Annotated in this window: 22 protein-coding genes and 1 tRNA gene; 14 read left to right on the forward strand and 9 right to left on the reverse strand. The window is 33.8% G+C overall.

The annotated features are described in order from the left end of the window. The 6 genes from BKH44_RS07590 to BKH44_RS07615 all read right to left on the reverse strand — a co-directional run. A partial coding sequence (locus tag BKH44_RS07590) for a hypothetical protein (protein WP_143428326.1) occupies nt 1–4,135 on the reverse strand: 4,135 nt, incomplete at its 3' end. Nucleotides 4,136–4,491: 356 nt separating this feature from the next. Further along, on the reverse strand, nt 4,492–4,713 hold the full coding sequence (locus BKH44_RS07595) for a DUF465 domain-containing protein (RefSeq protein WP_095271990.1): 222 nt from the start codon (nt 4,711–4,713) through the stop codon (nt 4,492–4,494). A 69-nt stretch (nt 4,714–4,782) separates the two neighbouring features. After that, complete coding sequence (ccoS, locus tag BKH44_RS07600; protein WP_095271993.1) at nt 4,783–5,943, reverse strand: cbb3-type cytochrome oxidase assembly protein CcoS; 1,161 nt, start codon at nt 5,941–5,943, stop codon at nt 4,783–4,785. Then, nucleotides 5,940–6,491, reverse strand: coding sequence for a septum formation inhibitor Maf (gene maf / locus BKH44_RS07605; protein WP_095271996.1), 552 nt, complete (start codon nt 6,489–6,491; stop codon nt 5,940–5,942). Before maf ends, ccoS begins: the two co-directional genes overlap by 4 nt. Further along, complete coding sequence (gene alaS, locus BKH44_RS07610) at nt 6,488–9,055, reverse strand: alanine--tRNA ligase (protein WP_095271997.1); 2,568 nt, start codon at nt 9,053–9,055, stop codon at nt 6,488–6,490. Before alaS ends, maf begins: the two co-directional genes overlap by 4 nt. Nucleotides 9,056–9,201: 146 nt before the next feature. Continuing rightward, nucleotides 9,202–9,278 (reverse strand) — tRNA-Arg (locus BKH44_RS07615). 126 nt (nt 9,279–9,404) lie between these two features. Between BKH44_RS07615 and rpsU the strand changes: the two genes are divergently transcribed. The 5 genes from rpsU (at nt 9,405) to accA (ending at nt 13,031) form a co-directional block, all read left to right on the forward strand. Further along, nucleotides 9,405–9,617, forward strand: a complete 213-nt coding sequence (rpsU, locus tag BKH44_RS07620; RefSeq protein WP_095225502.1) for a 30S ribosomal protein S21 — start codon at nt 9,405–9,407, stop codon at nt 9,615–9,617. Nucleotides 9,618–9,739: 122 nt separating this feature from the next. Continuing rightward, nucleotides 9,740–10,483: a 3-oxoacyl-ACP reductase FabG gene (fabG, locus tag BKH44_RS07625; protein WP_095272000.1), complete on the forward strand. Its 744-nt coding sequence runs from the start codon at nt 9,740–9,742 to the stop codon at nt 10,481–10,483. A gap of 75 nt (nt 10,484–10,558) precedes the next feature. Continuing rightward, nucleotides 10,559–10,792: an acyl carrier protein gene (gene acpP, locus BKH44_RS07630; protein ID WP_095272003.1), complete on the forward strand. Its 234-nt coding sequence runs from the start codon at nt 10,559–10,561 to the stop codon at nt 10,790–10,792. 53 nt (nt 10,793–10,845) lie between these two features. Continuing rightward, complete coding sequence (locus BKH44_RS07635) at nt 10,846–12,084, forward strand: beta-ketoacyl-ACP synthase II (RefSeq protein WP_095272005.1); 1,239 nt, start codon at nt 10,846–10,848, stop codon at nt 12,082–12,084. Nucleotides 12,085–12,101: 17 nt separating this feature from the next. After that, nucleotides 12,102–13,031 (forward strand): acetyl-CoA carboxylase carboxyl transferase subunit alpha, encoded by a 930-nt coding sequence (gene accA / locus BKH44_RS07640; RefSeq protein ID WP_095272008.1) that lies wholly within the window; start codon nt 12,102–12,104, stop codon nt 13,029–13,031. Nucleotides 13,032–13,048: 17 nt separating this feature from the next. Here accA and BKH44_RS07645 read toward each other — a convergent pair whose 3' ends face one another. After that, nucleotides 13,049–14,680 carry an NAD(P)/FAD-dependent oxidoreductase gene (locus BKH44_RS07645; RefSeq protein WP_095272011.1) on the reverse strand — a complete coding sequence of 544 codons (1,632 nt, stop codon included), beginning with the start codon at nt 14,678–14,680 and terminating at the stop codon, nt 13,049–13,051. Nucleotides 14,681–14,829: 149 nt separating this feature from the next. On the opposite strand from BKH44_RS07645, the gene BKH44_RS07650 reads away from it, so the two are divergent. The 9 genes from BKH44_RS07650 (at nt 14,830) to BKH44_RS08855 (ending at nt 23,638) form a co-directional block, all read left to right on the forward strand. Continuing rightward, nucleotides 14,830–16,386 (forward strand): flagellin A, encoded by a 1,557-nt coding sequence (locus BKH44_RS07650; protein ID WP_095272014.1) that lies wholly within the window; start codon nt 14,830–14,832, stop codon nt 16,384–16,386. A gap of 29 nt (nt 16,387–16,415) precedes the next feature. Then, nucleotides 16,416–17,972 carry a tetratricopeptide repeat protein gene (locus BKH44_RS07655; protein WP_095272017.1) on the forward strand — a complete coding sequence of 519 codons (1,557 nt, stop codon included), beginning with the start codon at nt 16,416–16,418 and terminating at the stop codon, nt 17,970–17,972. Beyond that, nucleotides 17,965–18,621, forward strand: a complete 657-nt coding sequence (locus BKH44_RS07660; protein WP_095272019.1) for a 3-methyladenine DNA glycosylase — start codon at nt 17,965–17,967, stop codon at nt 18,619–18,621. Before BKH44_RS07655 ends, BKH44_RS07660 begins: the two co-directional genes overlap by 8 nt. Continuing rightward, a complete protein-coding gene (locus BKH44_RS07665) occupies nt 18,621–19,919 on the forward strand; it encodes a M20/M25/M40 family metallo-hydrolase (protein ID WP_095272022.1) in 1,299 nt (432 codons plus the stop codon). Before BKH44_RS07660 ends, BKH44_RS07665 begins: the two co-directional genes overlap by 1 nt. Before the next feature lie 23 nt (nt 19,920–19,942). Continuing rightward, nucleotides 19,943–20,596, forward strand: coding sequence for a hypothetical protein (locus tag BKH44_RS07670; protein ID WP_095272025.1), 654 nt, complete (start codon nt 19,943–19,945; stop codon nt 20,594–20,596). A gap of 142 nt (nt 20,597–20,738) precedes the next feature. Further along, on the forward strand, nt 20,739–22,070 hold the full coding sequence (locus BKH44_RS07675) for a cation:dicarboxylase symporter family transporter (RefSeq protein ID WP_257842625.1): 1,332 nt from the start codon (nt 20,739–20,741) through the stop codon (nt 22,068–22,070). A gap of 60 nt (nt 22,071–22,130) precedes the next feature. Further along, nucleotides 22,131–23,153, forward strand: coding sequence for a uroporphyrinogen decarboxylase (gene hemE / locus BKH44_RS07680; protein WP_095272027.1), 1,023 nt, complete (start codon nt 22,131–22,133; stop codon nt 23,151–23,153). Nucleotides 23,154–23,258: 105 nt separating this feature from the next. After that, a complete protein-coding gene (locus BKH44_RS08850) occupies nt 23,259–23,408 on the forward strand; it encodes a hypothetical protein (protein ID WP_180674147.1) in 150 nt (49 codons plus the stop codon). A gap of 89 nt (nt 23,409–23,497) precedes the next feature. Beyond that, the gene (locus tag BKH44_RS08855; RefSeq protein ID WP_180674148.1) at nt 23,498–23,638 is read left to right on the forward strand and encodes a hypothetical protein; all 141 of its coding nucleotides are present in this window, start codon (nt 23,498–23,500) and stop codon (nt 23,636–23,638) included. Between the two features lie 62 nt (nt 23,639–23,700). Here the strand turns inward: BKH44_RS08855 and BKH44_RS07685 are convergent, their stop codons facing one another. Continuing rightward, entirely contained in the window at nt 23,701–24,597 is an 897-nt protein-coding gene (locus BKH44_RS07685; RefSeq protein ID WP_095272030.1) for a methylenetetrahydrofolate reductase, read from the reverse strand. 10 nt (nt 24,598–24,607) lie between these two features. Then, the gene (gene metE / locus BKH44_RS07690; protein ID WP_095272033.1) at nt 24,608–26,851 is read right to left on the reverse strand and encodes a 5-methyltetrahydropteroyltriglutamate--homocysteine S-methyltransferase; all 2,244 of its coding nucleotides are present in this window, start codon (nt 26,849–26,851) and stop codon (nt 24,608–24,610) included. Between the last annotated feature and the right edge of the window lie 130 nt (nt 26,852–26,981).

Here is a 26,981-nt window from a genome sequence, read left to right on the forward strand (position 1 = left end):
CCCATCCCCCTTGTGCTTTTTGATTTGTCCTGAGTTCTCCTAACCTTTTGTTCAAATCATTGATATTGGATAAGAAGATAGCATAATTAGAACTGATGGCTGATTGGGTGAGGGATTTGGATTTATCAACGATTTGAGCATTTGCAGAACCTATATAATAATTAGTCCATAAAGCAGGAGAACTATCAGCAACACTGCTAGTGCGACTTGAATCAACAGGGACAGAATCAGCAGCACTTAAAATTGCTCCACTTAGCTCAGGAGCAGGTGAGCTTACAGGAGTGCTAGATCCATCCCCATTAGCAGAAGATTCTTCTTTGATGATGAAGGTTGTGGTGATGACATCATAACCTTGTTGGACAGAAGAGCTGGTGTTGAAAACAAAATTGTTATTTGGGTTAGTAGTATCTTTTTTCACCGAAGCCACTAAAATATTTTTATCACTCAAATCCCCTAATATAGGAGAAGAAACATTTTGATAAGCTTGGAGGTAGTTATGAGCACTTGAATCCCTAGAAGCTAGGGGGGAACTATCCTCTGTGCTTGCCCCCTTTAAGGTAGCACTAGGAGTTGTGCTTGGGCTAGTGCTTGTAGGGGTGTTGGTATTAGAAACTGATTGGATGATGATGTGATCGCCTTTTTCTTTTGAGGGTTTTGAAGCTGAAGTCAAAGGATCATAACCGACCCTAAAAAGGATATTATTCAAATCTTTTGCTTCTAAGATTTTCAAAGTAGAATAAACTGTCCTTTGTCCTTCAGAAGAAGCTGCAGGTGTTCCTCCTGTTGTCAAATCTACAATGGTATTGTTCTGGAGCAATGAATCCCCTAAGATATTTTTGGTATCTAGTTTTAAGTTTCCATCAGAAGAAAGTGTGCCAATGTTAGAACCATCAGAAAGCACAAGCTTACTGCCTTGTGCTAGTTTGACAGAAACATTACGATCAGTGATGTTGAGTTTACCGATGAAGACAGAATCTTTATTGAAAATGGCTTCATAAGATTTGGCACTATCTCCACTCCTGCTAGAAGGGCTAGAACTGGCTAAAGAATCAACCTCTCCGATTATCGCACCATTGATAGTGGCGGTATATATATTAGGGTTACTTATTTTATCGATGAAGAAAGTAGTGGAATTGGTTGCGAACAAATGGCGATAAGGAGAAAGGATAGCATCTGCTTTAGCCGCATCTAATTTCACCACAATGCCATCTTGATAAGTGTAGCCATTGATTTTATTCACACTGGGAGTAGAAGAAACAGAACCATCCCCACTACTCTGTGAATTACCAGCGATCAAACTATCCCCGCCTTTGAAGATAGCAGCACTAGGGGTGCTACTCCCATCACTCCCTCCTGTTGGAGCTATTGGGTTGGCAATGGTGTCAGCAAAGATGATGTTGGTATTCCCTCCAGCATAATTGATAGCTGCTACCCCTTTTATGCTCCCACTCAAACCAATATTAGCAGTCCCTCCAGTGGTGGTGACATCAAATTCAGGACCATTGCCTTCATACAAGAAACCTTTAGTGATAGCATTGCCTTTGAGTGAAGTGATGAAATCATCTGAAAAAGAAAGGGTGATGTTGCTTGTCCCTTCAGAAGTGTTCACATTGCCACCTAAATACAAAGAATCTTTGAAATCAACATTATTACTCCCTCCAGCAGTGGTGATGTTGCCTGCAAAAGCAGAGACTTTAGAATCTTTGAGGTAATTTAAGATCAAAGCACCTTTTTGCTCACTAGAGAGCGTAGAGACATAAGATTGGAAGGTTTGGTTTAGCTTTTGGGCTTTTTGTTCTTCGCTCAGTGGGATGCTAGCAGAGGCATCCGGAGTGGCTGAGCTACTTGAATCTTCAGTGGGTGGAGTTGGTAGGATAGAAGTGATGAAGGTTTTAGCATCGACTAAACTCATTTTGCTTTTGTCTGTATTGAAGGCAATGTTATTGATACTTGATATGGAAGTATCTGTCGTTGAGGCTTGTATGAGTCCTAAAGCGATTGAATTGCTCAGGGTTGCATCCATATTCCCTCCAGTGTTATTGATATTGCCTGATAGTATAGAGGTAGTGAGGTTTGCTTTTGAATCCCCTCCAGTGATTTGAATCTCTCCAATGCTAGAATCACTCAAGGTAGTGATTGTCGAACCTCCATTGATAGAAAGCTTACCGAGTGCTGAAGCATCTTTTAAGGTAATGCTATTGTCTGTATGGCTCAAATTCAAAGATTTGATAGAGCTTTTAGACACACTAGCACTCAATTTCCCAGCAAAGTCAATATCCCCATAAGTATGATTGAAAGTAGGTTGTGATGGAGTAGTTGAATCTTCAGTAGGTGAAATATCTCCTCCATCTCCACTTGCTACCACAGGAGATACAGGAGCGGGGGCAACATCAGATGGACTGCTAGCAGGTAGGGTATTTTGGATAGTAAGGATAGAGGAAGTATTAGTATTGGTGATATTGCCAGTGGAAGAAGCATCTAGGGTGAAGGTGAGGATTGAAGTATCATTTTTAATATCTCCAATATTGGAAGTTGTAAAATCCCCATTTATATTACCCTTGAAATGAATATCTCCAATATTAGCATTTGTAGTATTCATAAAGGAGAGTGTAGAAGAAACATTGTTGTTAGTGATAGAATTGATGTTCAATTTAGAATTATCAAAGCTTGCTTTGAGGACTCCATTATTGCTATCAGTGGTGATTTTTCCTTCAAAGCTTGAGTTGGTGAAATCAACATTAGTGGTATAAGCATTGGCTTTAATATCTCCTTTTAAGCTTGCGTTGTTTTTGAAATGAAGGGTTAGGTTGTTGTTGGCATTATTATTAGAAGATTTCCTATTGATCGCATCTCCTTGCATTGAAGAATTATCAAAGCTAAACGTTGGAGCTACAGAAGCATTTTGATAGGTTTGGTTGATGATATCGCCATTGAGTTTGGATTTGTTTTGGAAGGTAAATCCATTAGAAGCATTGCCACTCAAATCAGAGAAAGTACCAACAGAAAAAACAATATCTCCATTCAAGGTTGTATTATCTAAAGTCCCTTGAAGGCTTCCCCAATTGTTATTCAAATTTTGAATAGTAGAATTTTTAGCAGATAAGATAGCTTTGCCTCCATTGTCTATAACAAAAGAATTAAGGGTAGAGTTATCCAAAGTGATATTTGAAGTTCCACCAATGGTTTTGATGGTATCTATTTTAGAATTATTAGAAGCAGTGAGGATTCCTTTGCTATAATTGTTAAAACTCCCTATGAATTCAGAATTATCAAATGCCAGATTAATTATGCCAAAAAACACTTTACCATATGTGTTGTTGGTAACAATTCCATTTAAAATAGAGCCATTCTTGGCACTGAAATTGATAGTAGGGACAAAATTATCGGAATAACCATTAAGACTTGTTGTAAGATTAGCATAAGCTTTAGCACCATTATCTAGATTCAGATTGATAACATCTTTTTGAGCACTAACATTTGCATTAGAAACACCATCTAAACCTTTTAAAGCAAAACCTTTAGAGGAATTGCCAGAAAAGTTTAGGGTTTGTGAACTATGAGGAAAGTAAGCTGATACAGTATTTGTTATATTTCCTTCCATTGAAGAATTAGTGAAATTAAAAATCCCTTGAGCGGAAGCCCCACTTCGATTTTGGTTTAGTGTAATATTTCCTTTATAATTGGCATCATTTTTGAAATTAAAATTATTTTTACCGACATCAAAATTTATAGAACCTGAAAGGGCATAGCCTTTTAGGTTGCTATCACTATCTCCTTTATAAGAACCATCAAAATTAAGAGTGCTGGTATTGGCAAATCCACCATATGTAATATTGATTTGCCCGGTCAAGACAGAATCTTTGAAATCCGTTTTTATCATAGCACCATTTCGTATGATATATTTAGCATCTGTTTCATTGTATTGTAATATGGATTGATTTGCAGTGAGACTTAGTGTTTGTCCAGAAGCTATATTTCCATTGATTCTAAGCCTTGATTCATCATGAGTGTCTCCAATAGGTTCTAAAGATAATGTAGCTGTGCTACCATTAATGGAAGCTTGGATACAAGGAGTTGAAGAAGAAGTAGGGCAAGAGCCTACAGTATTTGCTTCCAGTGTGACAGAAAAAGGCACAACCAGTGAAGAAAGTGTTATAGAGACTAATAAATAAAGAGAGATTTTTTTGGATTTGTTACAAGAGAGGGTTTGATTTGGGTTTAAAGGAGAATTTTGTTTTAATGAATGCCCCCCCCCCCAATGAGATTTTTACTGATTGTATTTTGTTTTTCATTTTGAATTCCTTATTTTAAATGTTAATTTTGAGTATTAGAATTAAAGCATATTTAATTTTAAAAATCTTTAAATTTAATATACTGTATTATCAATTTTTGAAGGATTTGTATTTAATATTTTGTGTTTTTAGGATTTTTTGGTTTAGTATACAATGCAAAATTGCATTGTATATAGGGTATTTTTGGATAAAAAAATGCTTATTTTTGAGATTTGGAGTGTTGCACAATCATTGTATAAATTTCATCTTTGAGTTTCAATTTGAGTTTTTTCATTTCTTCGATTTGTAGATGATTTGAAGAAGGGTTTTTTTCTGCTTCAATTATTTTTTTATCTAATTGATTGTGTTCTTCAAAAATCTTTTCAAAATGTGCATTTTTGATTTTGAGTTGGGAGATTTCATCACGATATTCATGAAACATTATTGATTCCTCCTAAGTTATATTTAGATTTTATTTTAGACTATTTTTGTCAATGAAACATGATGTAGATTATATTCTATTTTTGATCTCTTTGATGATTTGATGACCGTGGTTGAGTGCAGTGGCGATAGAACCTCCAGATTTGAAGAGTATATCACCTGCTACAAATAGATTTTTTACAGAACTTTCAAGCTTTTCATTTATGATAGGAATATTGTTGGCATCAAGTTCAATGCCACATTTTTTTAGGAAATCAACTGGTGCGACACCACCAATAGCATAAATGACCCTGTCAAAAATATCACTGCTTTTATCAGTAAAAAGTACTTTTATTTTGCCCTCAATATCTTCAAGTCCTTCAATATCAATACCAAATTTTGTTTTGAGCTTTTCTTGTTCAATGATTTCTTTGAGGTTTTGTGCATTATAGTCGTTTATCCTATTGAATTCATTCCTGCGGTAGTTAAGTGTTGTATCTGTAATAGTAGCTAGATAACAGGCATATTCTACAGCAGAGTTTCCCCCACCTACGACAAGGATTTTTTCCCCTTCTTTGCAGTCATTGATATTGTAAGCGACTTTTTTTAGCAGGGTAATGGGGATTTTATAAGATGGTTTATTGGGTTGCCCCATTTTACCTATAGATACTACGATATATCGGGCTTGATAGATTTGGTTGTCTGTGGTAGTGAGGGTGAAAATATCTTGTGCTTTTTTGATGGATTCTATTTCTGTTTTGAAATGGGTTTGAATATTGTGGTTTTGAATGATTTCAGAAAAAAGTTCTAAAGTGCTTTCTTTCGTACCATCATCAAAAAAAATATTCCCATTAAGTTCAACTTTTTGTCCTTTGTAATCTTTATCAACTCGTTTGTTGTCTTTGTAAAATTTCCTGATAGTGCTAGAATGTTCCTCACCTTTTTCAAACATAATAGTGTCTTTAATCCCAATAATGACACTTTCTACTGCTGAAGCTATGCCTCCAGGTCCAGCACCAATGATAGCGACATCATAAATTTTGTTCATCTTTGTTCCTTTGAATATTTTTTGTTTTTCTTCTCTTAAGGCTGCTTCATTCAGATCATCAATGCCATCAAATAATACTCCTTGAGTCATTTTTTTTTCATCATCAAATTGCCCTGTTTTGAGTCCCCATAAAAAGGCTAAAAGACCTAAAAAACCTATCATGATTGAGACGACAAGCATCACAATCAGAACACTTGTATTCACATTATTCCTAAAAAAGGTAAAATTTTTTCTACAGACAAGCCCAATGCTGTACTTTCAAGACCAGTTTGGGATTTTATGTAATGTTTATGAAAACCTTCTACCATCACACAGCCTGCTTTTCCTTCCCATTCTTTTGAATTTAAATAATCTTGAAGATGGTTGGATTTGAATGCACTGAAGGTATATTTTGTCGATGAAATATCAATAAAATCAAGACTTTTGGATTTATACATCATACAAGTGAATATTTCAATATTTTGATTGCTTTGGGATTGTAGGAATACTCTAGCTTCAGAAATATTTTTTGCTTTTCTTTGTAGTTTTCCTGATGTGCTCACAACTGTATCAGCGACCAATACAGGTAAATCATTGCCAAAATGTTGGAGTGCATTTTTGAATTTGCCTAGTGTCGCAATATAGACAAATTCTTTTGGGACAGTGCTTTTGATAGAATCTTCATCAAAATCCAAAGGTTTTTGGATGAATTCCACACCAAACTTTTGTAATAATTTTGCCCTCATAGGCGAGGCAGAAGCGAGGATAATCAAGTAAACTCCTCAATTTTTTTTATTGCAAAATCTTTAGCTGTTTGCATTGCTTCAGGGATTTTTGAAGTATTTTTCCCCCCTGCTGTCGCGAAGTCTTCCCTGCCTCCACCGGCACCTTCAAGGATTTTTGCTATTTGTTTTATCCATTCATTTGCATTGATAGTGGCATTTTTTACGCCACAGGCAATAGATACTTTATCTTCTTCTTCATAGACGAGTAAAATAGCAATTTTTTCATATTTGTTTTTGGCTATATCAATGAGTTGTTTGATATTGCTTGAAAGGGATTTTTGCACGATGAGTTTTGTTCCTTTTATTTCTTCAAATGCTTTCAAATCATTATCAGAGGTATTTTTTGAGTATTTGTCTTTGAGTTCTTTTATTTGTTCTTTGAGTTTTGAAATACCTATGAAGATATCTTGGTTTTTGAGGAGTTCTTTTGCTTGAGTGATTACATATAGAGCATTTTTTCCATATTCATAACCAGCTTTACCACAGACTGCTTCAATCCTCCTTACTCCACTGCTCACACCGCTTTCTTTAGTGATATAAAAGCTCCCAATGATGCCTGTATTTTGAACATGGATACCACCGCAAAGCTCACAAGACTCATCTGCAAAGCTCACAACACGTACTATATCTCCATATTTTTCTCCAAAAAGAGCCATAGCTCCTTTTGATCTTGCTTCTTGGATGGGTAAGTATTCTGTAGTTGCAGGTATATTTTGAAGAATAATGGCATTTACCATCGACTCAATCTCAAGAAGCTCTTTTTTGCTGAGTGCTTTGGGATGTGAAAAGTCAAATCGCAAACGATTAGGTTCCACAAGACTGCCTGCTTGTGCGATATGTTCTCCTAACACTTTTTTTAAGACAGAGTGAAGCAAGTGGGTAGCACTATGATGTTTAATGGTCTCAATACGTTCATTGTCTGCAATAATATGGAGCGTATCGCCTACAGAGATGGTTTTTAAAGGCAAGATTTTCGATATATTGATACCAAAATATTTTTTGGTATCTAAGATATCTGCGATTTTCTTTTCATCTTTATATAAGACTCCTTTATCGCCTATAGGTCCTCCAGACTCTGGGTATAATGGAGTTGTTTCAAAGACAATATAGCCTTCTTCTTTGAGTTGAGTGATTTTTTTATAGTCTTTGTTCAATAAAGCAATGACTTTACTTGTGAATGAAGAATGCTCATACCCGTTGAATTGATTTTCTCCAAATTCATTTAGTATTTCAAGAAAATCTCCATTTTTTATTTCATCCCCACTACCTTTCCAAGAGGCTTTAGCTCGTTTTTTTTGCTCTTCCATATGGAATTCAAAAGTTTTTATGTCTAATTTTCGTCCTTCTTCTTTTAGCATATCTTGAGTGAGATCTAGTGGAAAGCCATAAGTATCATAGAGTTTGAAGGCAATTTCACCGCTAAATGGAGCATCTTTTGGTAGTGAGGAGAGTTCTTTTTTGAACATATCCATACCTGATTCTATGGTTTCAAAAAATCTAGTTTCTTCTGATTGGCATTGATCCATTATGCTTGATTCTTTTTGGAATAAATAGGGGTAATATGTACCCATTTGTTGGCATACTTTTTGGACGATTTTATATAAAAAAGGAGAAGTCATACCAAGCAAATACCCATGTCTTACAGCTCTTCTGAGTATTCTCCTCAATACATAGCCTCGACCTTCTTTGTCAAAATTGACCCCTTGTGCCAGTAAAAATGCTACCGCTCTTGAATGATCTGCAATCACGCGGAAACTAGCACCTTTTTGATGAATATAAGGCATTCGAGTGAGTTTGGAGACTTCCTCTATCAAAGGCATAAAAATTGAAGAATCAAAATTATTCTTTTTACCTTCTAAAAGAGCTTGGATTCTCTCTAGTCCCATACCTGTGTCTATGCTTGGCTTTGGCAATGGACACAGAGTCCCATCAGCCTTCCTCTCATATTGCATAAAAACAAGATTCCATATTTCTAAGAATCGATCGCCATCACCACCAAAATAGTCTTCTTGAGTGTGGAAAAATTCTTCTCCTTGATCGACAAATATTTCACTGCAAGGTCCACAAGGTCCAGTATCTCCCATTTGCCAAAAATTGTCTTTATCGCCCATTTTTTTGATTTTATCAGGGCTAACATATTGACTCCAGATTTCAAAAGCCTCATCATCATTTTGGTGTACTGTTACATATAGGATGTTTTTGTTAAATCCTAGCTCTTTGGTGACAAACTCCCAAGCATAAGATATTGCTTCTTTTTTGAAATAATCTCCAAATGAAAAATTCCCCAACATTTCAAAAAGTGTATGGTGTCTGGCTGTGTAGCCCACATTTTCAAGATCATTGTGTTTGCCTCCTGCTCGAATACATAACTGAGCTGATGCAGCTTTTTTATCAACAGGTGTAGGGATTTTGCCTGTAAAAATATCTTTAAATTGCACCATTCCTGCATTGGTAAAAAGTAAACTGGGATCATTAGGCACTAAAGGCATACTTTCATAAATAATATGATTTTTAGACTGGAAAAAATTTAAGAACCTTGCTCTGACATCCATTGAATGTATCCCCAATCTTAGGTTTTTGGAAAGTAAATTATATCAAAAAGTGCTTAAAAACTTTTTTGGTTTTGTATTTTTTTGAAGTAATTCAATCTGTAGGTTTTAGTATTTGTTAGGATTTGAAGTATTTGAATTTGTCTTAGTGGTATGCCCAGAGGGATTCAAACCCCCGACCTACAGGACCGCAACCTGTTGCTCTATTCAGCTGAGCTATGGGCACATAAAAGCCTGTATTTTAACAAAAGTTATTTGAATTTTATGTTAATTTATGATTTTTAGTTATAATAATTTGAAATTTGGATTGAAAAACCCAAATTTAAATTTATTAAGAAAGTGGTGATTGATAATGCCCGGTATTAAAGTCAGGGAAAGTGAGTCTTTCGATGAAGCATATCGAAAGTTTAAAAAACAAACTGATCGCAATTTAGTTGTAACTGAATGCAGAGCAAGAAGATTTTTTGAATCAAAAACAGAAAAACGTAAAAAACAAAAAATCAATGCAAAGAAAAAAATGCTCAAACGTCTTTATATGTTACGACGTTACGAGTCTAGACTTTAATTTACCAGAATCCTTTTTGGGTTTGGTAAACTCTTCTTCAAATATTCTTCTTTATATCCTAAATTCAATACTTTTTCGCTAATATTATTTTTTATTAAATCATACTTAGGAGTTTTCATTCAATGAATTTTAGTGGTAAGAATGTTCTTATAACAGGTGCTTCTAGAAGTATAGGTGCTGAAATTGCTAAGAATTTAGCTGGTTTTGGTCTGAAAGTATGGATAAATTATCGTAGCAATCCTGAAATAGCTGATAAACTCAAAAAAGAGATTGAAGATGAGGGAGGAAAAGCTGCTTTGATTAAATTTGATGTTAGGGATGAAGAGGCTTTTCTTGATGCATTTAAGGTTATCCAAGAATCTGATGAGAAATTATCTTATTTGGTCAATAATGCTGGGATTACTAATGATAAACTTGCACTTCGAATGAAAACAGAAGAATTTATCAATGTCATAGAGGCAAATTTGAAGTCTGCTTTTATTGGATGTCGTGAAGCCCTAAAGATAATGAGTAAACAGAGGTTTGGAAGTGTAGTCAATATTGCTTCTATTGTTGGTGAACGAGGGAATCCGGGTCAGAGTAATTATGCTGCTAGTAAAGGTGGGATGATTGCTATGAGTAAATCTTTTGCTTATGAGGGTGCACCTAGGAATGTTAGATTTAATTGCATAACTCCAGGTTTTATACAAACAGATATGACAGATGTTTTAAAAGATGAAGTCAAAGAAAGTTATGTCAAGAATATTCCATTAGGTCGTCTAGGAGAAGCTAAAGAAGTTGCAAATGCAGTAGCTTTTTTATTGAGTGATAATTCAAGCTATATCACAGGAGAAGTTTTAAAGGTAAATGGGGGACTTTATATGTAAGTTTTGATTTTTAATTTGTTTTTATCAAAACTTTAGTTAATATTACAAATTCTAAATTTAATAGAAGGAGAAAAAATGGCTTTAATTGAGGATATACAAGCTGTAGTAGCTGAGCAGCTAAATGTAGATGTGGGTCAGGTCAAACCAGAGGCTGAATTTGTAAAAGATTTGGGAGCAGATTCACTTGATGTTGTTGAGCTTGTGATGGCACTAGAAGAAAAGTTTGAAATTGAAATTCCTGATGAACAAGCTGAAAAAATTGTAACTGTTGGAGATGTTGTAAAATTTATTGAAGATAATAAAAAATAATTGACCTCTTTGTTTTAGAGGGGCTTATTGATTTTAATCTATAAGGAGTATATGTGCGTCGAATCGTTGTAACTGGTTTAGGGATGATAAATTCTCTGGGGCTTAATAGAGGAGATTCTTTTAAATCTATTGTTGATGCTAAATGTGGAGTTAAAAGAATTACCTGTTTTGATACAAATGATTTTCCGGTGCAAATAGCTGCAGAAATAATTGATTTTGATCCTAATGAAGTGATGAATCCCAAAGAGGTAAAAAAAGCCGATCGATTTATTCAACTTGCCTTGAAGGCTACAAAAGAAGCAATGAGCGATAGTGGCCTTTTGGGCAATGATGGACGTTGTGATGAAGGCATAGCTGATCGATTTGGCGTGAGTTCTGCTGCAGGGATTGGTGGACTTATTAATATAGAAAAGAATTCTATTACTTGTTTTGAAAAAGGACCTAGAAGGATCACTCCATTTTTTATCCCTTCTGCTTTGGTAAATATGTTGGGAGGCTTTACTTCTATTGAATATGGCATAAAAGGACCTAATCTTTCTAGTGTTACTGCTTGTGCAGCTGGTACTCATGCAATTATTGAAGCAGCTAAAACAATCATATTAAATGGTGCAGATAAAATGCTTGTCATTGGGTCTGAATCTACTATTTGTCCTGTAGGTATTGGTGGTTTTGCAGCAATGAAGGCTCTATCAAGTAGGAATGATGATCCTTTGAGGGCTTCTCGTCCTTTTGACAAGGATAGGGATGGTTTTGTAATGGGTGAGGGTGCAGGTGCTTTGGTGTTGGAAGAATATGAAAGTGCAAAATCTAGAGGAGCAAAAATTTATGCTGAATTGGTTGGTTTTGGAGAAAGTGGGGATGCTAATCATATGACAACCCCTGCTCCTGAAGGTGAAGGTGCTTATCGTGCAATGAAAGCAGCTTTGAATATGGCAAATGTTAAGATTGATTATATCAATGCACATGGTACAAGCACAGGTTATAATGATTTATTTGAGACTATTGCTTTAAGGAATATTTTTGGTGGAAAAGAAAAAGTTCCTCCTGTAAGCTCTACAAAGGGTCAAATTGGACATTGTTTAGGTGCTGCAGGTGCTATTGAAGCTGTTATTTCTATAATGGCGATGAATGAAGGTATTTTACCTCCTACTATCAATCAAGAGACATCTGATCCAGATTGCAATCTTGATTATATCCCTAATATAGCTAGACAAGCTGATGTTAAAGCTGTAATGAGTAATTCTTTTGGCTTTGGTGGCACAAACGGTGTCATCATCTTTAAAAAAATATAATAAATTAGAAAATTATAATGGCTACTTATTTGGATTTTGAACAACGTATCAAAAATATTCAAGATGAGATTGAAATGGCAGCTATTCGTGGTGATGGAGCTGCAAGAGATATTTTAGAAATTGAGCTTGAAAAAGAAATTCGATCCGTTTATTCAAATATGAATGATTATCAGAAATTACAATTAGCACGTCATCCTGATAGACCTTATGCACTTGATTATATTGAATTGATATTGAAAGATGCTTATGAGATATGTGGAGATAGGCATTTTAGTGATGATAAAGCTATTGTTTGTTTTTTGGGTAGGATTGAAGATCAAGTAACATTAATCATTGGTGAAGAAAAAGGTAGGGGTACTAAAAATAAATTGATGCGTAATTTTGGTATGCCAAATCCAGAAGGTTATCGTAAAGCTCGTAAAGCAGCTAAATTTGCAGAAAAATTTAATATTCCAATTCTAATGTTAGTAGATACTGCAGGTGCTTATCCGGGTTTAGGTGCAGAAGAAAGAGGACAAAGTGAAGCCATTGCTAAGAATCTCCAAGATTTTGCTGCTTTGAATGTCCCTACTATATCTATTGTGATTGGAGAAGGTGGGAGTGGTGGAGCTTTGGCTATAGCAGTAGCCGATCGACTTGCTATGATGCAGTATTCAATTTTTAGTGTGATTTCACCAGAAGGTTGTGCAGCTATTTTATGGAATGATCCAAGCAAAATAGAATCTGCAACCAAAGCAATGAAAATAACACCTGATGAACTTAAAAAAGCACATTTGATTGATGATATTATTCTTGAACCAAATAAAGGTGCTCATCGCGATAAAATTTGTGCGGCAAATTTGATCAAAGAATATTTTTTGACTAATTTAGAGGCTATCAGGAAAGAAGATAATTTTATCCAGAAACGTTATGATAAATTAATGCATTACGGTGCTTTTGCTGAATAAAATTCATTGCTCTCTTTTTAAGAAGGTGGGAATGATTTTAAAATATACTTGATTATTTCTGCTGCTATTACTCCTATAATCGCTGCTAATGCAATTTTTTTGGGATACATATAAGGATCAAGGATTTTATTTGCAGTGCGGTAACCTCCTAGAATAGCTCCTGTAAAGCCACCACCGGGAAAGCCAAAGCTACTCGCAAAAAATAAATTTTTGATATTTTTTGAGTAAAATTTTTCCCTTCCAATAAAACCTTCTTGATTTTGATCATAACCATAGGGTGTCCCTTTTCTTGTCTTTATATAATTTTGTATCGTTTTTGGTGTGGAAAGTTCAGCATGGATGCAATGGGTATTGATGCCCATAAAGACTTTTTCTAAACGATTTTGGATTTGTCCTAAAAGCTTTGTTTTTTTATCTTTGTATTGGGTTTGATCTAATCCTTCCCATTCTTCAAAATTACTATAAAGTGCTGCTACTGCTAAATATCTATCATCTCTTTGGCTCAATCCACTATCTATTTTGGAATAATTAATAAAAGCAATAGAGCGATTTTGGATAGGAATATCAGCGATTTTTATATCTTTGAATGATGAATTCAAGATTTTATCATCAGTGACAAAGGTGTTATAGCTCATTTCAGGATATAATTCAGAAATGTTCTTGTCAAATACCATATAAGCACAGACTAAAGAGGTTGTGATGGGAAATTTTTTTGTATTTTTTGTATCTGATATCGTATCAATATTTTTGTCTAAAAGAGAATCATAAACAATTGCAGGATCGCAATTGGCGATTATTTTTGAGGCTTTTATTGATAGGTTTTCTTGGGTTTTTTTGTCCAAGTATTTTACGCCTATAGCTATTTGGTTTTTTGTAAGGATAGAAGTAACCTCGCAGTTTGCTTTCACTTCTCCTCCATTTTCTTTGATGATCTCACTTAATGCATCAGAAAGGCTTTGTGAGCCACCTTTAATATAGACACCTTGATCATAGTAATGTTTTTGTGGTATAGCATGAAAACTCCAGATAAATTTATAGGGATCGTGATGGTAATAAGAGATATTGATATTAAGGATTTGTTTTAGTTGATTGTCTTTTATACAAGAATCCATTATTTTACCAACAGAATGATTGAAAATCATATTTTTGAGGAAAAATATCAAAGTTGTAATAGGAGCAAAAAAGAAATCAATAAAGCTCATATCCCAAGGAAATTTACGCACTAAAAAAGCCTGAAATTTTATTTTTTTAAAGTATAGATCAATTCCTTTATGCTCTTTTGGGAATAAATTTTTTAGTGTGGATTTTACATTTTCTATTCCATGTGGTATAGAAAGATTTTTGGTTTGCGTCCTGATAGTCCAAGTATTTGGAAGTTTTATGAGTTGTATTTTTTTATCTAAACCCAATTTTTTAAATATAAGGTGTTTCATATCAGTTTTTGGATTTCCCCAGTCAAGTTCATGTAATCCAGCATCTATTTTCATCCCTTTGCGTTTGAAGCAGGTTGCACATCCACCAATAAGACTATGTTGTTCAAGGATGAGTATTTTTTTCCCTGCTTTAGCAAGTGTTGCTCCACAAGTAAGCCCTCCAAGTCCTGAACCAATAATGATTGCATCGTATGTTTTTATGTAGAATCCTTTTATTCTAGATGTGGATTTTTAAAATCTATGTAGAATTGTGAGGTATTTTTTCCAAATTTGTGTCAATAAAGTATTAAATTGATTTCAAAATGGTCGATATACCCTACAACCAAGCAAGGAAGCTTTGGATAAAAATAACAAGGAGTTAGAAAATGGCTTTTCAGGTTAATACAAATATTAATGCAATGAATGCACATGCACAATCTGTCTTTACACAAACAAAACTTAGAGACTCTCTTGAGAAATTAAGTTCAGGTTTACGAATCAATAAAGCTGCTGATGATGCTTCAGGTATGATCATTGCTGATAGTTTAAGATCTCAGGCAAGTGCTTTGGGTCAAGCGATTCAAAATACAAATGATGGTATGGGGATTATCCAGATTGCTGATAAGGCAATGGATGAGCAACTTAAAATCCTTGATACTATCAAAGTAAAGGCAACTCAAGCTGCTCAAGATGGTCAAACTACATCATCAAGGAAAGCTATCCAATCAGATATTATTCGTTTAATACAAGGGCTTGATAATATTGGTAATACTACTTCTTATAATGGTCAAGCTTTACTCTCTGGTCAATTTACAAACAAAGAATTTCAAGTTGGAGCTTACTCAAATCAAAGTATAAAAGCTTCTATTGGATCAACTACATCTGATAAGATTGGTCAAGTTAGGATCGCAACAGGTGCTATGATAACTGCTTCTGGTGATATGGGTATCGTTTTCAAACAAGTTGATGGTGTGAATAATGTCAAGTTAGAGTCAGTAAAGATTTCTACTTCTGCAGGGACAGGTCTTGGTGTTTTAGCAGAGGTTATTAATAAAAACACTGATATAACAGGTGTTAGAGCACAAGCAAATGTTATTACAACTTCAGATGTGGCAGTTGTTTCGGGTAATCTTGCAGGTGTTGTTTTAAATGGTATTTCTTTAGGTGATATTGTTGAAATCAAAGCAAATGATAGCGATGGACGATTAGTAGCTGCTTTTAATGCTGTTACTTCAGAAACAGGAGTAGAAGCTTATACAGATGTTAATGGTCGTTTGAATCTTAGAAGTGTTGATGGTCGTGGTATCAGTCTTAAAACTACTGCTCCAGTAGCAGGTGCGGATGGAAAAACGCCTGTTGCTGCACTTTCAACCGTAAATGGTGGTCAAGATACAACTACAGCAGAAGGGTCTACAAACTTTGGTCGTTTGTCTTTGAGTCGCTTGGATGCTAGAGATATTGTTGTTTTATCTTCTTCAGATTCTACAACTGGAGGTTTTTCAGGTATTGGTTTTGGTGCTACTCAGGTTGCACAAACTACAGTAAACCTTAGGGATGTAACAGGTACGTTTAACTCTTCTGTAAAATCTGCTTCAGGTGCAAATTATAATGCTGTTGTTGCTAGTGGTAATGCAAGTTTGGGATCAGGTGTGACTACATTAAAAGGTGCAATGGTAGTAATGGATATTGCTGAATCAGCTCAAAAAATGCTTGATAAAATTCGTGCGGATCTCGGTTCTGTTCAGGGACAAATGGTTAGTACAGTTAATAATATCACTATCACTCAAGTGAATGTAAAAGCTGCTGAATCTCAAATCCGTGAAGTTGATTTTGCACAAGAATCTGCTGACTTTAATAAATATAATATTCTTGCTCAATCAGGAAGCTATGCAATGAGCCAAGCAAATGCAGTTCAACAAAATATTTTAAGATTATTGAGCTAAATTTATCCTCCCCTCTTTGGGGTTTATTTATGCTCAAACTTTTTTCTTCTGCTAAAAATGCTTATGATAAATCTAATTATAAAGAATGTATTTCTTATTGTGTTCAAATTTTATCTATCAGTCCTTTAGATACCCAAGTTTGGAAATTATGTGCTTTTGCTTTATTTTCATTAGGAGAATGCAAAAAAGCGATTGAATATTTAGAATATTCTTTAAATCTATGTGAAGATGTGCCATCTAAAATTGTATTGGCAGAAATGTATCGTCGATTGAATAATCCTCAAAAAGCTATTGAAATCCTCTGTGGATTAAAGTTAAAAGACAATATTGATTTCCATTTCAATTTAGCTCGTGCTTATAGTGATATTGGAGATTTTTTGAAATCGATTCAGCATTATTCTTTGGTATTAGAAATATCTCCAAATGATGTTGAGGCAATGTATAATTTAGGCAATCAATATATTCGAATCAAAGATTTTACAAATGCTATAAATTTGTTTCAAAAGGCTTTTGATCTTGGTTATGAAAATGCTGGGATGCAACTTGCTTCTATATACAGCAAACATTTTGAAGAGCAAAAGGCTTTGAAAATTTATGAAACAATTTCAATCCAAGAACTTAAAGATCCTTATTTTTACTTTAATTATGCCAATACTCTTAGGTATGCTTTGTATTTTGAAGAATCTGAAGAGATGTATTTAAAAGCCTTATCACTTTGCAACGATCCTATTTTTTATTTGAATTATGCTTATTTATTGCTCAGCCTAGGTCGCTATAAAGAGGGTTTTACCTATTATCAAAAGAGGCTTTTGCTCAAGAATATTTTACCTATTGAAGGTTTGAGGGTTATTCAAGATATTGACTATGAACGGAAAGATGTTTTGGTGTATTATGAACAAGGTTTTGGGGATAGTTTGATGTTTTCTAGATTCCTTGATAAATTAAAAGTAAAAAATCTTCAAATTTATATTCAAAAACCTCTTTTTAGGATTTTTTCTGATAAATATAAAGTGAATTTGAGGTATTCAATTGATGAGATTACTCCTTATGAAAATGCTTTTTCTTTGCTATCTTTGCCAGCAATTTTGAACACAAGTGAAGTCAGCTTATCAGCTCCAGAATCCAAAAATTTTCAAATCAAAAAAATTGGTATATTTTTTTCATCACATCCAGATTTTATATATTTTGAAGAAAAGAGCATTCCTGTAGAATTACTTTTGCATTCACTCAAAGGTTTTGAAATCTATTCTTTACAGCCTGAAGGGATCAGTAGAGAAATTTGTAGAAAATTTGGAGTGAAAGATTTATCTTATAAAATCAAAGATTTTAAAGATACATTTATAGAATTAAAAAAGCTTGATTTGTTAATCAGTATAGATTCAGCTATTGTTCATTTAGCAGGAATGTATAATATACCTACCATTGTGCTTTTACATAAAAGGTATGATTGGAGATGGGGAAAACTTGGGCAAATTTATCCTATAAAATCAGATTGGTATGATTCTGTCTTAGGGATTGCACAAGAACAAAATGGTGATTGGACAGGAGTGTTAAAAATTTTAGAAAGGCATTTGAGAAATGTTTGATAGTTTTGATATATTGATGGCTTTAAAAAAACTTGATTTACTTAAAAATTCTTCACAATGGTGGTGGCCTAATGCCCATAGTTTTGAAACTATATTAGGGGTAATACTCACGCAAAATACCAAATGGGAAAATGTAGAAAAATCTTTATATTCTTTAAAGAAAAACCATATCTTAGGTGATGATAATGGAGAAAATTTAAAGAATATTGCCAGTATTGAGAGGGATATTTTGGCTTCTTATATCGTTTCAAGTGGATTTTTCAATCAAAAGAGTATTCGTTTGATAAATCTTTGCACTTCTATTTTAAGCGATTTTGGTAGTTTTGAGGTATTTGTATCTAGTGTTGATAGAGAATGGCTTTTAAAGCAAAAGGGTATAGGGAAAGAAAGTGCAGATTCTATTTTGAATTATGTCTGTGGTAGAGAAGTAATGGTTGTAGACAAATACACTTATAAACTTTTGCTTGCACAAGGCATAGAGATAGAAGATTATGATGAATTGCAAGCTTGGTTTGAAAATGGTATTAGGGATAATTTAGATGAAGTGTATGCAAGTTATGCTAATAGGTTATCTCTATCACAAATTTATGCTAGATTTCATGGCAAAATAGTAGAATTATCCAAGAGAAAAATTAAACTGGAATTGTGATGTATAAGAGTGTATTAGAAATTTTTGAAGAAATCGCACAAATCCCTCATAAAAGTTTTCATACTGATGAAATGTTTGAATATATTTGTAGATTTGCCAAACAATATGCTTATAAAATCAAAACTGATAATGCAAAAAATATTTATGCTTTTGGTTCTAAACTTCCTAGACTTTGTTTTCAATCCCATTATGATATGGTAGGTGTTGGAGAGGCTGATTTTCCCTTGAAGTTGTGTATTGAAAATGGTTTTTTGAAGGCTCAAAATTCTTCTTTAGGTGCAGATAATGGTATAGGGGTCGCTTCACAATTATATTTAATGCAAAAATATCAAGATTTAGAATTTTTATTCACTAATAATGAAGAGGTTGGACTTTTGGGTGCAAAAGGATTAGAACTAAAAATTACTTCAAATTATTTAATCAATCTTGATAGTGAAGTTTTTGGGGAGATTGTTTTAGGATGTGCGGGTGGTTATGATATGAATGTATCTTTTGAACTGCCACAAGACAATACCTACTATAAGTATTGTTATAAGATAACTTCAAAGGGTTTTAAAGGTGGACATAGTGGTGTTGATATCCATAAAAGTATCAAGAATGCGATTGTGAGTCTTGTAGAATTCATTAGTGGGATAGAATGTGCTATATGTTCTTTTATGGGAGGTGAAAAAAGTAATTCTCTTCCAGTTTTTGCTCAAGTGATTATAAAAACAAATGAAGTTTTACAAAGCCATGAGAATTTTTCTGTAGAAATTTTGGAACACATAGGGATTGTTTATCAAAAAAATATTTTAGAGGATTTTATATTTGGGGTTAAAAATGGTGTTAGGGTAATAGAAGAAAATAATGTATTGGATTCATTAAATGTTTCTTTAGTCAAACAAAATACAAATAAAATTGATATTTCTTTAATGGGACGTGCGAATACAAAAGAGCTTTTGGAGAAAAATCTTTATGAAGTCAAAAATTTAGCCTTAAAAATTGATTCAAATGTAAAGATTCAAATAGAGGATTTTTATCTTCCTTGGTGTAGAAATATTGAAGAAGAAGATGAATTTTTAAACGCTATTAAAAAAGCCTTCCAAAAAGAACCTATTAAGATAGGTCAGATTCATGCTGGATTAGAATGTGGGATTTTGCAGGAAAGATTTGAAGCAATGGGTAAGAATGATGTCAGAATGCTTTCAATAGGACCAACAATCTTATCACCCCATTCGGTCAATGAACGTTTGGATATGGTAGCATTTGAAAAATTTTGCGAGGTATTGGAGAATTTGGCAGAAAATTATAAAATATAGTTTTTATTTAACAAGGGAAGATGATGAAGAAGATTGCGTTATGGATTTTTATTTTCAGTAGCATTTATTTAAATGCAATCGATGAAGTAAGTGATAAAAAAGTTCCAGATATTGAAGAAAAACAACTCAATCACGGTGAGTTTAGTTTTGCTCCAATACCTGCTAGTACTCATTCTTATGGTGCTTTTAGGATTGGCTATGTTTATCAAGACTTATATTCTAAATCCATACCCTTAAAAAATGGACAAAATTCTTATCGTCTTTCTTCACATAATGCATATTTTGGTCTTGAGAGGGGTTGGGTAGGGGGTCCTAGTAAACTGCTAATGCTTGGAGGGTATTTGGATGCTGGTGCTGGAGATACTTATTATCTTTCAGCTGGTGGGGTTTTTGCACTTAGATTGTTTGATGGATGGTTGATACCAAAAGTCTCCATTGGCTATCAGCTACAACATTTAGGTTTGCCAGAAGATTCTGGTTTATATAATATCCAATCTGCAGTAGGTACAATAGGTCTTTTTGTCAATGTTGCTCAGGGCTTTGGGTTGAGCCTTGAGGCTAGATCAGGTTTGCCTTTTGGGATTGTAAGGAGTGCTCAAGCAGCCAATTATGATAATCCAAAATTTAATATGTATGCGGTGATGGTTAGTTTTACTTTTTATGATTTTGGAATTTAAAATACAAAGGTTGGAGAGATTCAATCCTGTTTTATTGATTATAGTTACAAGCAGTAACGTTTGAGTCTATCAACTACAAATTTTTTTTGCCTTAAACTCTCAAAATATAGTAGGATATTTGAGGAGACTTAAAGGAGATCATGTGAAAAAAGGATTGATAACTTCAAAAAAGCCTACAGTTGCTCGGAGGCTTACTAAAAATCTTGCATTTTGGGTAATAGTTGGTATTATAGCGGGGATAATTGTAGGTATTATTGCTCCGCAATTTGGTATATCGACCAAGGAATGGACTATTGATCCATTTATTAAGGCTTTAAAATGGCTCATAGGACCAATTATTTTTACAACTATAATTTGTGGGATATTAGGTTTAGAAAACTTAAGAACTTTAGGTAGTTTGGGTGTAAAAACAGTCATATATTTTGAGGTGATGAGTACTTTTGCATTGATAGTAGGTGTGTTGTTTGGAGAAGGTTTTAAGCCAGGTCATGGTATGAATTTGGATGTGAATGCACTTGATTCAAGCTTGGTTGCTCAATATGCTTCCGAAAGTTCCGAACACATTGGCTCTATAAAATCTATTTTATTAGGAGCTATTCCAAATGATCCTCTCACACCATTTTTGACAGGGAATACATTGCAAGTTTTGTTTATGGCTGTTGTTATATCTATTGTTGTTTCATTTTTTAGAAAAGATATCAAAGAAAAAATTTTTATACCGATTGAAAAATTACAAAATTTCTTTTTTAGGATACTGACTATTTTGATTTATTATTCCCCAATAGCGAGTTTTGGAGCGATGGCATTTTTGATAGGAAAGTTTGGATTTGAGACACTTTTTAATATGGCTTATTTGCTTTTTGTGATGTTGTTTGCCTGTTTGTTTTTTATTTTTGTTGTGCTTGGAATCCTTTGTGCTTTGGCAAAAGTAAATATATTTAAATTCATGCGTTTTATTGCAAGAGAAGTTTTGATTGTATTTGCAACAAGTTCTTCAGAAACAGCTCTAGCTCCTTTGATGAAAAAACTTGAATCAGCCGGGATGAATCGAGGGGCAGTTGGGTTGGTTGTCCCTATGGGGTATTCTTTTAATTTAGATGCGACAAATATTTATCTTTCTTTGAGCATTGCTTTCCTTTCTCAGGCTTTTAATATACCTTTAAGTTTTGAACACTATGTAGGTGTGGTGATAATCCTAATGATTGCTTCAAAAGGTGCCGTTGGAGTTACAGGCTCTGGTTTTATTGTCTTAGCTGGTACACTCCAAGCAATGGGTAAAGGACCTGGTAGTATACCAGCAGTGAGTGTCGCAGCTCTTTTGGGTGTGGATAAGTTTATGAGTGATATGCGTGCTGTAGGAAATCTTTGTGGAAACTCCGTGGCTTGTTTGATTGTATCGATTTGGGATAAAAAAATTGATATGGACAAGTTTCGTTATGCTATTGACCATCCTGATGAATTTAAAGTGGTTTGAAGAGGTGAATTTACATTAACTTTATATACTTTTGATTGATATTGTCAAAAAAGGATTCTGATGGTTTTTGTTGATGCTTGCAAAAGGAGAGAGACTCCATATACACCAATTTGGATGATGCGCCAAGCTGGGAGATATTTGAGTGAGTATAGGGAAGTTAGGAAACAAGCAGGAAGTTTTTTGCAGTTGTGTCATAGTGTAGAGCTAGCTACTGAAGTAACTTTGCAACCTGTAGATATTCTGGATGTAGATGCAGCAATTCTTTTTAGCGATATTTTAGTATTGCCTTTGGAAATGGGTCTCCCTTTGGATTTTATTGCTGGAGAAGGTCCTCATTTTTCCAAGACTGTACGTGAAAAAACTAGTGTTAATAATTTAGAAATAGGTGCTTACAAAAAGCTTACTTATGTTTATGATACGATTTCTCAAGTAAGGAAAAAACTTTCAAAACAAAAGGCACTCATAGGATTTTGTGGTTCTCCTTGGACTTTGGCAACTTATATGATTGAAGGTGAGGGGAGTAAAACTTATACACATAGTAAAAAAATGCTTTATACAGATCCTAATCTTTTGCATTCTTTGCTCCAAAAAATCACACAAGAACTCAAAGGCTATCTTGATATGCAAATCAAATCAGGTGCTGATGTAGTGATGGTATTTGACTCTTGGGCTGGTGCATTAGAGCGGGAAGCTTATTTTGAATTCAGTTGGAAATATATGAAAGAAATTTCTGCTTTTGTCAAAAAAACTCATCCTCAAACTCCAGTAATACTTTTTCCAAAAGGTATTGCAGGATATTTGGATCGTATTGATGGAGAGTTTGATGTTTTTGGTGTAGATTGGAGTACTCCTATGGAGTATGCAAAAAAATATTTAGGGAATAAATATGTTTTGCAAGGGAATTTAGAACCTTCACGGCTTTATGATATCAATGCTATGGAAGAGGGTGTAGATAGTATTTTATCAGTAATGGGAATTCAAAGTGGGCATATTTTCAATTTAGGGCATGGGATGTTGCCAGATTTACCCAGAGAGAATGTCTTGTGCTTGATAGAGATGGTAAAAAATAAAACCAAGAGATAATCCCCCCCCCCTTTTTTTTCTTTTTTATAGTAAAGCTATTTGGTTCGTATTTATAAATAAAGCTTATGATTCCAAGCACAAAATTTGCTTATAAAGGGATTCATAATGAAAACACTGATGATTTGCATATTGAGTATTTTTATACTTATTGGGTGTGCTACTGATATTGAAAATAATGATAAAACAGCCTTATTGACTATCCAAACACAGATTCATTCGCCATCTTCACAAACTACTTGGATACCAGAACAATAAAATCTTCAATATAAAAGATAATAATTATTATTTGATAATTATTAATAAATAATCTTTATCATTAAGTATAAAATGATAAAGGATTCATAATGAAAATTTTAATGACAAGCTTTATGTGTATTTTTCTATATGGTTGTGCTTTTGTAGGAGAAAATGCTCCATTGACTTCAATCAAACAGCCCCAATATATTTCAGACTCTGAGCGTACTATTTGGATACCTAGACAATAATAAATAAAATACTGCTTCTTTGCTAGAGCTAAAAGAGAGTGTAATATTTATTGAATAAGTTGTTATAAAATGATTTTTTTTGCTAGTGCTATGTTATTTGAATTCATAAAATGGATTTTATTATGAAGATTTTTAAGCTCAGTGAAAAGATTCTTGCTAAGTTCAAATCCTATTTTTTGCTCTTCTTCCTCACTTTTTTTTGTCGCTTTTTCAAGCTTTTCTAGCCAATCTTGTGGCACAAAAACACCCGGTAGTTTTGAATAAAGAAATTGTGCAGTTTTGTATTTGAGGATAGGAAAATAACCAAATACAAGCTTTGCATTTGTATGGAGTTCTTGGTTTATTTCCTCGCAAGCTTGGAGTAAATATTGAGCATTTTTGATATCATAAACAGGTTGTGTGAAAAGAGCTATGACTCCTGAATTTATTTTTTTCCTCATTTTATTTTTTAAGCTTAAAAAGTTGTTCGCATAAGAATTGATAACACCAAAGGGATAAATGGATTTTATTTTTCCTTTTATAGTGTGTCCGCAAATATCTTTGTTTTGATTGAAATGTTGGATGATTTTTATAAGTAGACTGCTATTGCCTTCAAATACACTTTTTGCTTCTGGGTGATCCCCAAGCTTGATAGGATCGCCACTGAGGGCTAAAAACATCCTGATATTTAGCTCATTGAGTGCTAATATATCTCCTTGAAGTGCTATAGTATTGCGATCGCGCATATTTAGAGTACAGATGACAGGTTTTTTTGTATTATTTTGAAGTTTTAGGCTTGTAAGTATTGCTGATGGTCTAAACTTTGCTAGAGGAGAATCTGTACATACAAGTGCGTCAAATTCTTTAAAATCTTTTAGTGCTAAGATTAGTTCTTCTTGTATGTAACTCTCTCTTGGAGGTGTGATTTCATAGCTTAAGAAATCAGTATGGAGTATCTTATTGATACATTCCTCAATCATTTTTATCCTTTTAATTATTCCTGATTTCTTTGGTAGCTTCAACAAGGTTTTTTAAACTAGGTTTGACTTCTTCCCATTTTCTTGTTTTTAAACCACAATCAGGATTTATCCAAAGTTGTTCTTTGGGCAATACTTCAAGTAATAGCCTGATTTGTTTAATAATTTCTTCTTTGGTTGGAATCCTAGGACTATGGATATCATACACACCTGGACCAACTTCGTGTGAATAACCCACATCAGCAAAAATTTTAAGCAATTCATTTCCGCTTCGTGCAGTTTCAATACTGATAACATCTGCATCAAGATCTTCAATTGTTTTGATAATATCATTGAATTCGCTATAACACATATGTGTATGGATTTGAGTGGTTGCTTTAGCTACGCTTACAGAAGCCTTAAAGCAATACAATGCCCATTCTTCATAAGTTTTGATATTTTCTTTCCTTAAGGGATAGCCTTCTTTGAAAGCAGCCTCATCTACTTGAATGATCTTAATCCCTGCATTTTGCAAATCATTGATTTCATCAGCTATTGCTAGTGCGATTTGTTTGCATACATCACTCCTTTGTAAGTCATCACGTACAAAAGACCAATTTAGTATTGTTACAGGTCCTGTGAGCATTCCTTTGAGGATTTTTGAACTTAGGCTTTGGGCATAGGTAATCCATTTGAGTGTCATTGGAGCAGGTCTGCTTACATCTCCAAAGATAATGGGTGGCTTAACACATCGACTCCCATAGCTTTGTACCCATCCATTTTGACTGAACACAAAACCTTTGAGTTGCTCACCAAAATATTCCACCATATCGTTCCTCTCTGGTTCGCCATGTACAAGAACATCTAATCCAATTTCTTCTTGGAAAGCAACACAATCTTTGATATATTCTTCAATACCTTTTTCATATACACTTGAATCAATCTCACCTTTTTTAAAGCTTTGTCTGAGGGCTCTTAGTTCAGGAGTTTGGGGAAAAGAACCAATGGTAGTAGTAGGCAATATAGGGTAATCTAATGCTTTATGTTGTAGCTTTATCCTATCTTTAAATGCAGATTCTCTTTGTGTTTTGATAGGTTGTTTTAATCGTTCTTGCGTTGCTTTGTCATTGATTTTAGTAGAAACCTTTCTATTTTGATTGATACTGATATTTTTTTCCCATTTTTCTTTAATAGAGGGTGAAATACCATTCCTAAAAACAGATTCCAAGATTTCTAATTCGGTGATTTTCTCTCTAGCAAAACTCAGCCAAGAGAGAATCTCTTTATCCATTTTAATTTCAGAGTCTTTGCCAAATGGAGTATGCAACAAAGAACAACTAGTGTTTAGGATAATTTTATTTTTGGGTAAATATTGAGAAAATTTTTCTAAAGTCTTGAGTTTGTTTTCTAAATTTGCTACCCATATATTACGTCCATCTATGATACCAGCATAAAGTGTTTTCCCGCTTTGTGCTATTTTTGGCAAAGAAGATAGATTTTTCTCTCCATATATAAAATCCAATCCAATGCCTTCAATATTTGTTTCACATAAGATTTCAGTAGCTTCAGTGCTATGTTCAAAATATGTTATAACAATAGTTTTGAATCCTTTGGCAGCAATTTGATTATAAATATCTTTGATCTTGTCATAAAATCTTTTGTCCTCACCTTTGGTGAAAATTGGTTCTTCAAATTGGATAGTGAGGTTAGAATCAAATGTTTTAATGGTATCAAGGAGTTCAAAATAGGCATTTTTGATTTTTTCAAATATGATTTCAAAATCTGTATCGTCAATAATTTTTGAAAGTGCTACAAAGGTAAATAATCCAATGAGGTTAATTTTTGGTTGGTAACCCAATGCTTTAGCTTCTTTGAATTCATTTTCAATTTTTGTTGGATTTATTTTATAGGAGTCCGTACGGCTTAATTCTGGAACTACATAATGGTAATTTGTGTTAAACCATTTAGTCATTTCGCAAGCCAGACTATCTTTGAGTCCTCTAGCCATACCAAAATATTGCTCAAGTCCATCGTATTGTTGGAATCTTTTTGGTATAGCCCCAAGCATATAAGCTAGATCTAAAACATTATCATAAAGACTAAAGTCATTCACGCTTACAAGTTCAAGATTTTTTTGATAAGACCAATGTTTTTTGCGCAATTCTTTGGCTACATTTTGCAGATCGTTTTGAGATGATTTGCCTGACCAAAAGCTTTCTAGAGCTTTTTTAAGCTCTCTATGTTCCCCAATTCTTGGGAATCCAATAATGATGCTCATAGATTTTCCTTTGTAGTTTTTATTTAATCCTAAAATATTATCATATACATATTGTGTTTTTAATAATTTTGTGATTTTGAATAGATATTTTTTAGGATAGTTTATAGGAATGGACTTTATTTGGATAGCT

Source organism: Helicobacter sp. 13S00477-4 (assembly GCF_002272785.1).
GTDB lineage: Bacteria > Campylobacterota > Campylobacteria > Campylobacterales > Helicobacteraceae > Helicobacter_J.

Bases quoted from the DNA above. Each gene is read 5' to 3' on its own strand.
- BKH44_RS07595 (WP_095271990.1), bottom strand. From the start codon at position 4,713: ATGTTTCATGAATATCGTGATGAAATCTCCCAACTCAAAATCAAAAAT.
- alaS (WP_095271997.1), bottom strand. From the start codon at position 9,055: ATGGATGTCAGAGCAAGGTTCTTAAATTTTTTCCAGTCTAAAAATCAT.
- rpsU (WP_095225502.1), top strand. From the start codon at position 9,405: ATGCCCGGTATTAAAGTCAGGGAAAGTGAGTCTTTCGATGAAGCATAT.
- fabG (WP_095272000.1), top strand. From the start codon at position 9,740: ATGAATTTTAGTGGTAAGAATGTTCTTATAACAGGTGCTTCTAGAAGT.
- acpP (WP_095272003.1), top strand. From the start codon at position 10,559: ATGGCTTTAATTGAGGATATACAAGCTGTAGTAGCTGAGCAGCTAAAT.
- accA (WP_095272008.1), top strand. From the start codon at position 12,102: ATGGCTACTTATTTGGATTTTGAACAACGTATCAAAAATATTCAAGAT.
- BKH44_RS07650 (WP_095272014.1), top strand. From the start codon at position 14,830: ATGGCTTTTCAGGTTAATACAAATATTAATGCAATGAATGCACATGCA.
- BKH44_RS07655 (WP_095272017.1), top strand. From the start codon at position 16,416: ATGCTCAAACTTTTTTCTTCTGCTAAAAATGCTTATGATAAATCTAAT.
- BKH44_RS07660 (WP_095272019.1), top strand. From the start codon at position 17,965: ATGTTTGATAGTTTTGATATATTGATGGCTTTAAAAAAACTTGATTTA.
- BKH44_RS07665 (WP_095272022.1), top strand. From the start codon at position 18,621: ATGTATAAGAGTGTATTAGAAATTTTTGAAGAAATCGCACAAATCCCT.
- BKH44_RS07670 (WP_095272025.1), top strand. From the start codon at position 19,943: ATGAAGAAGATTGCGTTATGGATTTTTATTTTCAGTAGCATTTATTTA.
- hemE (WP_095272027.1), top strand. From the start codon at position 22,131: ATGGTTTTTGTTGATGCTTGCAAAAGGAGAGAGACTCCATATACACCA.
- BKH44_RS08850 (WP_180674147.1), top strand. From the start codon at position 23,259: ATGAAAACACTGATGATTTGCATATTGAGTATTTTTATACTTATTGGG.
- BKH44_RS08855 (WP_180674148.1), top strand. From the start codon at position 23,498: ATGAAAATTTTAATGACAAGCTTTATGTGTATTTTTCTATATGGTTGT.
- BKH44_RS07685 (WP_095272030.1), bottom strand. From the start codon at position 24,597: ATGATTGAGGAATGTATCAATAAGATACTCCATACTGATTTCTTAAGC.
- metE (WP_095272033.1), bottom strand. From the start codon at position 26,851: ATGAGCATCATTATTGGATTCCCAAGAATTGGGGAACATAGAGAGCTT.